This window comes from Streptomyces sp. NPDC051636, from assembly GCF_044453765.1.
Lineage (GTDB): Bacteria > Actinomycetota > Actinomycetes > Streptomycetales > Streptomycetaceae > Streptomyces.
In genome coordinates this window covers 1-6,387 of sequence record NZ_JBITDA010000071.1, presented here as the reverse complement: position 1 = coordinate 6,387, position 6,387 = coordinate 1, and the positions used below count along the sequence as shown (strand labels likewise).

Here is a 6,387-nt window from a genome sequence, read left to right as displayed (position 1 = left end):
CGGTCCGGGAGCAACGGCTCGATCCGCGCCCACTGCGCATCAGTCAACGGCACACCCGGACCAACGACCGACTGATCCAAACGAAACTGCCTAGGTGGAGCCCGCGCCCTCGAACCGCCCTGGCGTCCGCCTATGCGCGACCTTGATGCACGCGGTGGGCTGTCAGAGGCCTCCCACGACCTTGTGCGGCTTAATCCTCACGGTCGGTGAAGTTGTCGAGGCCGAAGAGTTCGCCGGAATTAGAGCGGGCTTCGGTGACGCCGTCGGTGTAGAGCAGCACCCGGTCGCGGGGCTTGAGCTGCTCGTGGTGGATCAGGCGGGGCGGATGTTCTCCGCCTGCGGGCCCTTCTGGCCCTGGGTGACGTCGAACTCCACCTTCTGGCCTTCCTGCAGTTCGCGGTAGCCCTGGCTGGCGATGTTGGAGTAGTGGGCGAAGACGTCGGGGCCGCCACCCTCCTGCTCGATGAAGCCGAAGCCCTTCTCGCTGTTGAACCACTTGACTGTGCCCTTAGCCATGGCCGTCTCCTTCGAGGGAAAACCGGGCTCGCACCCTGCGTGCCCGGGAGGTGATCGCCCTGGCCCGGAGAGGTGCTGAACAGCAAGAACGCCCGTGATGGCGATCACGGGCGAACGGGACTTCGGAACCACGACTGCTGGTCACCACGCTATCTCGACCCGACGGCAGCCGCTAGGCGAAACACGCGCCGGGACCAATGGTCCGCCCGCCGCCGTACACCCGGCTCCAATGCAGCGAACGGGAAGCGGCTTCAGGGCTCACAGCAGAGGACCCCGGCCCAACCGCCGGACCAGCGGCGGAGGGAGGGGGGTGGGTGGCGCACGGGTCGCCGTCTGCCCGGCCGGAGTTGAGCCGCTCGCCGTACTCCCGCCGTCGCGCATGACGGGCGCGTGAGGAGACCGCACCTCCGGCCGTGGCTGAGGGAGAGCAGCTGCTGCCGCGATGTGGTGGCGCCCGGTGTGGTCGCGCCGCGTCGGCCCGGGTCTCGTCGTGAGCGATGAGCTGCCGATCGGCGGTAGCGACCAGCCCGACGGCGGAGAGTAGGCGGCGTGCGCCTACTCTCCTGCTGCCCGTCTACGGGCCCACGCCGACCGGCGCCCACGTCACCACCCGCGAGTACCTGGGCGGCCTGGTCGCCGCCGGCCACCAGGTCGACGTCGTCACCACCAGCAGCGGCCAGCCCGCCGCCGTCCGCACCGAGGACGGCGTGCGGATCTGGCCGCTCGGCTACTGGTGGCGTGCCGCGCAGACCAGTCGACCCGATCTCGTCATCTCCCACCACGGCGACCGCCGCGCACCCGCCATCCCGGCCCAGGTGCGCGGCGTGCCGCACCTGCTCCTCGTCCACGGCATGTCAGCGACCCGGCACCTCGGCCAGCCGACGCTCGCCTGGTTCCCGTCGCAGGCATGCCGCGACCACTACCCGGCCTACCGCGGGCCCTCGCTCGTCCTGGCCCCGCCGGTCGACCCGGAGCGGTACCGCACCACGCCCGGCCGGCTTGTCACCCTGAACGGCTCCACCGCGGGCAAGGGCGCCGACGTCCTCGCAGCCGTCGCCGAGCAGCTGCCCAACATGCGGTTGTCTGATGGTCCGCTCGGCCGGGCATCCTGGCGGTCCCGCCCGGCCTTCGCTTGCAGCTCGGTGAGCTGGTAGTGCACCGATGCCCTGCTGCGCATGCCGACGGCCTCCCCGATCTGCTGCATCGTCGGCGCCTGCCCGTGGTCGGCGACGTGCCGGCGGATGCAGCGCAGGATGCGCTCCTGGGTGTCGGTGAGGTAGTCCACACGGTGCATAATTCAATTAGGGCGCTTGTTCGATTTCCTGGGCAAGTGGAGGCACGGCAGCTGGGGAGCAGCAGGTGGGTGGTGAGCAGCCGCTCTCGCGTCTGGACGCGCTGCGTTTCGCCCGGCGCGTCGTCGAGCAGCAGGCCGTCCGGCAGCTGCGGCTCATCGACCGCTGGATCGCCGACGAGGAACGCCGCGAGACGGAGCGGCTCCAGGGTGAGGAGATGCGGCCGGCCCCGCCGGACTGGCTGGTCCAGTACGGCCTCAACCGCTCGAATGTGGACGCCGTGCACACCGGTGACTGCTGGGCGGCGGCCAAGAGCGGCCGATGCCGTCCGGCCACCCGGCAGCAGGCGATCGATGCCCTGCGTCAGCAGGTACCGCCTTGCATCCACTGCCGGCCCGACACAGTCCTCGGCATCCTCGACTGAGACGAGTGCCCCGGCCAGCATGCTGACCGGGGCTGAACCCGCAGAAGGGTGTGATCGTGAAGCACTCGATCAGTAGGCACTCTGAAGAGGCTCAGAGGTCGTTTTCACCTGATTTGCATCGCTTCAGTGGCCACAAGGAGATGCTCACGCCTCTTGGGTATCGGGTTGCTAAGCGACGCGGCGAGAGGAATCGCCGATACGAACACCCTTTGGATCGAAACGGGCTTAAGGGGATGAGAGTGTCAATTCGGACTCCCGTCGAACCTCACCGGTCATGTGGGTGCACCAGCGCCTCAGGGGGACCTCTTGACGCTGGGGCGTGTTGGGATCAAACAGACTTCATCGATGAAAACGACCTCTCAGACCGCGTTTGAGATCTCTGGCATGGGACGATCCCTCGGTGACTCGACTCGTGAACCGTGACCGCTCCCTTGAGGAGCTTGAGCGCGACCGTTGGCCAGCCCCGTCGGGCGATGTGACCCGTCTTGTGGCGACCGTGCACGCGCTTCGGCGTAAGCCCATCGGCGAGCTGACCGTCGAGGACCTGCGCCTGTTGGTCAGGCAGGACGTAGGCCTTACCTATGTCTTGCCGGTGGCACTGGAGGTACTCCGGGACGACCCGATGACGGAGGGCGACATGTATGAGGGTGATCTGTTGGCCGCCGTACTCACCAGGAGTCCGGAGGTCTGGAGCGGATCACCCGAGCTCGGGCGTGAGCTTCGTCTGATCGTCTCGGAGCTGAGTGATCTGACACCGTTCCTGAAGCAAGACTAGAGCGGTTCCTGGCTCTGTAGGCCGCCGCCAGCGCCCGGCTGCCGGTGCCGGGTGAGCGTGCCGCTTACGACGGTAGTCGTGCGAGCGGGCGCGGACCCGGGCGCGTCGCGGGACGGCCGCGGGTGAGACGGCGGACCATGACGTCGATCATCGCCCAGCGGATCATGGACTCCGAGTGAGTAGGACTGGTCTCGTAGTCCCGAGCAAGGCGCCGGTGGGCGGTGATCCACGACAGCGTGCGCTCGATCGCCCACCGCTTCGGCTGAACTTGGAAGCCACGCTGATCAGGGTGCGATCTCCAGCTCGCGGCCGAGGATCTGGGAGGCCCAGTCGACCAGGCGGCCGGCGAAGCCCTGGTCGGCCCAGACCTCGCCGAGTGCGACCGGTCGGCGACGGACAGGCGAGAAACAGCAGGCAGCGAGCAGGATCGTCCGGGACGGCCCTGCGGTTCTACCCGATCGGACGGCACCCCCGGTCCCCGGCGTCCCGCACCAGCCCGGCGACCTGGTGGTTGTCGGACACGGCGAGGCTGACAGCCCCTTCGTCGGGCAGGGTCGGCAGGACGATCCCGCAGTTCTCCGTATCGGGGCTGGGGAACTTCCCTTCAGCCAGTTGCCCGACCGTCGTCAGGGACAGACCGCCGTACTTCAGGAACCCGAAGCAGTTCCCGCTCGGTGACGCGGCGGTCACGTAACCGTTGGCGGGGTACAGGGTGTCGTCGTACGACTGGAGCTGGTGCAACCTGCCGTCGTATAGACCCCAGCCCCCGAAGGTGACCAGGGTCAGTTTCCTGCCCTTGTCCTGGAAGGCCAGATCCGCCGCCTCGCCGGCAAGACCGGTGTCGACGTGCGCGTACGGTGCGTCGCTCTGCTCTCCGAACAGTCTGAGCGCTCCCTTGTCCTCGAAGACGGCCAGGTTGTGGCTGGAGGCCTGGAAGGTCGGACCGGTGACACGGAGGCGCCGACGGGGAGCCGGCGCGTGTAGTTCCCCCGCACGTCGCGTACGACCGTCTCGCCGGAACTGCTCCCCACGGCCAGCAGACGGTCGTCGTCGCTGAACGCCAGGGAGGTGACCTCGGCGTGGACGGAGATATTCCCCAGCCGCCGGCTCCCGTCGAAGGTCCAGACGGTCACGGAGACCTTGGCCGTGCCCACGGCCGCGAACTGCCGCGAGGCGGTGAGAGCCAGGGCTGTCACCGTCGCGTCGCCCCGGACGAAGCGCACCAGATGGGGACTGCGGGTCGTGAGTTGGTACAGCGCTGAGGGGGTCTCCGGTGTGTCCTGAACCTGGTAGGCCTGGAGCGCCAGCAGCGAGGCCAGGTCCAGGTCCCGGATCGAGCTGCACCTGATACCGGGCTACAGCCCCGAACTCAACCCCGACGAGCTACTCAACGCAGACATCAAGCGGCACGTGCACGCCTCCCGCGCCCGCTCCACCCACGACCTCGCTCACGAGACCCGCCGCTTCTTACGACGCAGACAGCGCCAACCCCACATCGTGCACGGCTACTCCATGCCCGCCACGTCCGCTACACGATCAGATAGGCAACCCAATAGTTCCGACTCAATAACCGTTGTACTAATCGTTCCTCCGTTCGGCCCAACCCCGGGTCGCTGAGGGTCTCGCGCGAACCTAGCGTCTTCCACTAGGGCCGGTCGCCAGCCGGACGACCGGCTGACCGCCCAGACCCTGCGGTCACGAGGAGCGCAATGAGCGGGGTACCGAAGTGGGGCAGCGAACAACAACCTGCCCCGACGCACGAAGAGATCCAGGCCAGGATCGGAAAGCGCCTGGACGACGTTGCCAAGATCCTGGCTGGCGCCCTCGTCACCGTTGCCGGCGTCATGACCCTGCTTGGCCTCAGCAGCGACGTCGTGTTCGTTGCCCTCAACAACGACTCGTGGCCCATCTATGTGGCCTCGCTCTGCGCCATCCTCGCCATCGTCTGCAGCATTTCCGCGAGGCCGGGCACCGCGTGGAAGCCGAACTCGCCGCCCACCGCACGGACCTGGGCCCGGCGCGGACGCACACCCGTCATCCCGGTCCGGTAACGCTCCCAGCGCCGCTTCTTAATCGCCGCACTGGCCTGCCACAAGCAGGGTGAACGCTCACGGCTGATCCACCGGCCCAAGCGGCATCTCGATCACAAGCACGGCGGCAGACGCAGTTTCACCTGGACCGACTACCGCGACCTGCTCATCGCCGCGCACCAGCAGCTCGGCGCACCCAACGTGCTCGTGTGGGACAACCTCAACGTCCACAAGGACCGTTCGACTGCGGGAGTTCATCGACACCCACGACTGGATCACCTGCTACTTCCTCCCGGCGTACGCACCCGACCTCAACCCCGTCGAGGGCATCTGGTCACTGCTGCGGCGCAGCAGCCAGGCCAACACCGCCTTCACCGACCCCGACCACCTCATCAGCACGCTCCGACACGGCCTCCGCCATATCCAGTACCGCAGCAACCTCATCAACGGATGCCTCGCCGAAAACCGGCCTCACCTTGACGACAACACGGCGACAACGTCAGTAACTCCGGTGGCGGTGCCGCCGCGATCATGCGGGACAACAAGGACAGCAGGCCGACGACGGTGGACTGGTGCCCGAGGCGGCGGCAAGCCGGTTGCAGGGCGGCTTACCGGCTGGGGCTCCGCCTGCTGTCACCGCTCACGAGAGGACATAGTCACCGGGCCGCTCAGGGCCCTTGAAGGTGTCGGTGCTACGCATCCGCCCTGTGCCGACTCAGGCGCGTGCGGATGCGCCACAGCATCCCCAGCGATGTGAGGGACAGCAGGACGTACAGGCTGCCTATGACCAGATCGGCGACCTGTGCGCCGTCGAAGACAGTGGTCTTCTGCGCGGACAGGGCCCAGGGGGACACGGCCAGCCACACTCCGGCCACCAGCACGAAGAGGTCCGGGCGGGCGCTGGGGTAGCGGGCGAAGCGGAGCAGGGCGATCAGGAACACGACGATGGCAATGCCGAGTTCATTGCGGTGGGCGTCCTTGGCGGTGTCCGGGTAGCCCGCGATCCAGGGGGCGACCATGAGGGTCACGGACGTCAGCAGGAGCAGCAGACCGATGATCTGCTGGCGGGCCGCCTTGAGCAGCGCCGTCGGGTCTTGGAGTGCAGGGGCGGTCGGCGGGGAGGAAGTAGCGTCAGGCATCGCGGGGTCCTGGGGATTTCAGCAGTGGTGCGTCGCCCGAACGGCGCGACGCATGAGGATGACAGCCGCCACTGCGCCTGCCGCGCCCGCGATCATCTGGGCGGCGCGGCGAGCGGTAGTAGGGCTTGGTCAGTTTCACTCGTGAGTGGCATGTCTGTTGGGCTGTGGGTGTCGTTGTGGTGGTGTGACACCTGGGGAGATGGCCGAGGTC

The 6,387-nt window shown here is 67.7% G+C and carries 8 protein-coding genes and 4 pseudogenes; 6 read left to right on the top strand and 6 right to left on the bottom strand.

Going from position 1 to position 6,387, the window contains the following annotated elements; genetic code table 11:
• Positions 1-190: 190 nt before the first annotated feature.
• A pseudogene (locus ACIBBH_RS42200) lies at positions 191-325 on the bottom strand (SpoIIE family protein phosphatase); the annotation flags it as partial.
• Positions 313-516 carry a cold-shock protein gene (locus ACIBBH_RS42195; RefSeq protein ID WP_014670069.1) on the bottom strand — a complete coding sequence of 68 codons (204 nt, stop codon included), beginning with the start codon at positions 514-516 and terminating at the stop codon, positions 313-315. The pseudogene ACIBBH_RS42200 and the gene ACIBBH_RS42195, both read right to left, overlap by 13 nt.
• A 497-nt stretch (positions 517-1,013) precedes the next feature.
• On the opposite strand from ACIBBH_RS42195, the gene ACIBBH_RS42190 reads away from it, so the two are divergent.
• A complete protein-coding gene (locus ACIBBH_RS42190; protein ID WP_399414266.1) occupies positions 1,014-1,670 on the top strand; it encodes a hypothetical protein in 657 nt (218 codons plus the stop codon).
• Positions 1,671-1,672: 2 nt separating this feature from the next.
• Here the strand turns inward: ACIBBH_RS42190 and ACIBBH_RS42185 are convergent.
• A pseudogene (locus ACIBBH_RS42185) lies at positions 1,673-1,810 on the bottom strand (hypothetical protein); the annotation flags it as partial.
• Positions 1,811-1,875: 65 nt separating this feature from the next.
• Here ACIBBH_RS42185 and ACIBBH_RS42180 point away from each other — a divergent pair.
• Both ACIBBH_RS42180 and ACIBBH_RS42175 read left to right on the top strand, forming a co-directional pair.
• Complete coding sequence (locus ACIBBH_RS42180; protein WP_399414262.1) at positions 1,876-2,232, top strand: DUF6233 domain-containing protein; 357 nt, start codon at positions 1,876-1,878, stop codon at positions 2,230-2,232.
• Positions 2,233-2,632: 400 nt separating this feature from the next.
• Positions 2,633-3,007: a contact-dependent growth inhibition system immunity protein gene (locus ACIBBH_RS42175; RefSeq protein WP_399414260.1), complete on the top strand. Its 375-nt coding sequence runs from the start codon at positions 2,633-2,635 to the stop codon at positions 3,005-3,007.
• A 64-nt stretch (positions 3,008-3,071) separates the two neighbouring features.
• On the opposite strand, the pseudogene ACIBBH_RS42170 reads toward ACIBBH_RS42175, so the two are convergent.
• Both ACIBBH_RS42170 and ACIBBH_RS42165 read right to left on the bottom strand, forming a co-directional pair.
• A pseudogene (locus tag ACIBBH_RS42170) lies at positions 3,072-3,375 on the bottom strand (IS5/IS1182 family transposase); the annotation flags it as partial.
• A gap of 82 nt (positions 3,376-3,457) precedes the next feature.
• Positions 3,458-3,748 (bottom strand): hypothetical protein, encoded by a 291-nt coding sequence (locus tag ACIBBH_RS42165; RefSeq protein WP_399414258.1) that lies wholly within the window; start codon positions 3,746-3,748, stop codon positions 3,458-3,460.
• 591 nt (positions 3,749-4,339) lie between these two features.
• Between ACIBBH_RS42165 and ACIBBH_RS42160 the strand changes: the two genes are divergently transcribed.
• From ACIBBH_RS42160 to ACIBBH_RS42150, 3 genes and pseudogenes are all read left to right on the top strand, one after another.
• The gene (locus ACIBBH_RS42160) at positions 4,340-4,624 is read left to right on the top strand and encodes a transposase (RefSeq protein ID WP_399414264.1); all 285 of its coding nucleotides are present in this window, start codon (positions 4,340-4,342) and stop codon (positions 4,622-4,624) included.
• Between the two features lie 92 nt (positions 4,625-4,716).
• A complete protein-coding gene (locus ACIBBH_RS42155; RefSeq protein ID WP_399414256.1) occupies positions 4,717-5,058 on the top strand; it encodes a hypothetical protein in 342 nt (113 codons plus the stop codon).
• A 21-nt stretch (positions 5,059-5,079) separates the two neighbouring features.
• Positions 5,080-5,543, top strand: a pseudogene (locus tag ACIBBH_RS42150) (transposase).
• Between the two features lie 186 nt (positions 5,544-5,729).
• On the opposite strand, the gene ACIBBH_RS42145 reads toward ACIBBH_RS42150, so the two are convergent.
• On the bottom strand, positions 5,730-6,176 hold the full coding sequence (locus ACIBBH_RS42145; protein ID WP_399414254.1) for an SPW repeat protein: 447 nt from the start codon (positions 6,174-6,176) through the stop codon (positions 5,730-5,732).
• Positions 6,177-6,387 lie beyond the last annotated feature (211 nt).